The organism is Leifsonia sp. HAY1-4F, from assembly GCF_056755275.1.
The window spans coordinates 1-230 of the sequence record NZ_JBNDHX010000731.1 but is presented as its reverse complement, the minus strand read 5'-3'; the positions used below and the strand labels follow the sequence as shown (position 1 = coordinate 230).

Here is a 230-nt window from a genome sequence, read left to right as displayed (position 1 = left end):
CTCTCAACTGTTGTCATGAAAATTCCTTGTGGTCTGGATTGATGCGGGGATGTGGACGCAGATTCTGTCCGCGGGATGCTCAGCGGGCGCGCGTGCTGTTGTCGATGCCTGTGAAGTGGCAGATGGTGGTGATCTTGCCGTAGGTGATCTTGTTGGTGAGGCCGACGACCGAAAGGGTCTCTGCCGAGTCCACGTCGACCTTGTTGTTCGCACCCTCCACCGTGATGTCC

The 230-nt window shown here is 57.4% G+C and carries 1 protein-coding gene; it reads right to left on the bottom strand.

What is annotated here, in order from left to right; translation table 11 throughout:
* Positions 1-79 precede the first annotated feature (79 nt).
* A complete protein-coding gene (locus ACPYOG_RS21140; protein ID WP_481295995.1) occupies positions 80-220 on the bottom strand; it encodes a DUF3060 domain-containing protein in 141 nt (46 codons plus the stop codon).
* Between the last annotated feature and the right edge of the window lie 10 nt (positions 221-230).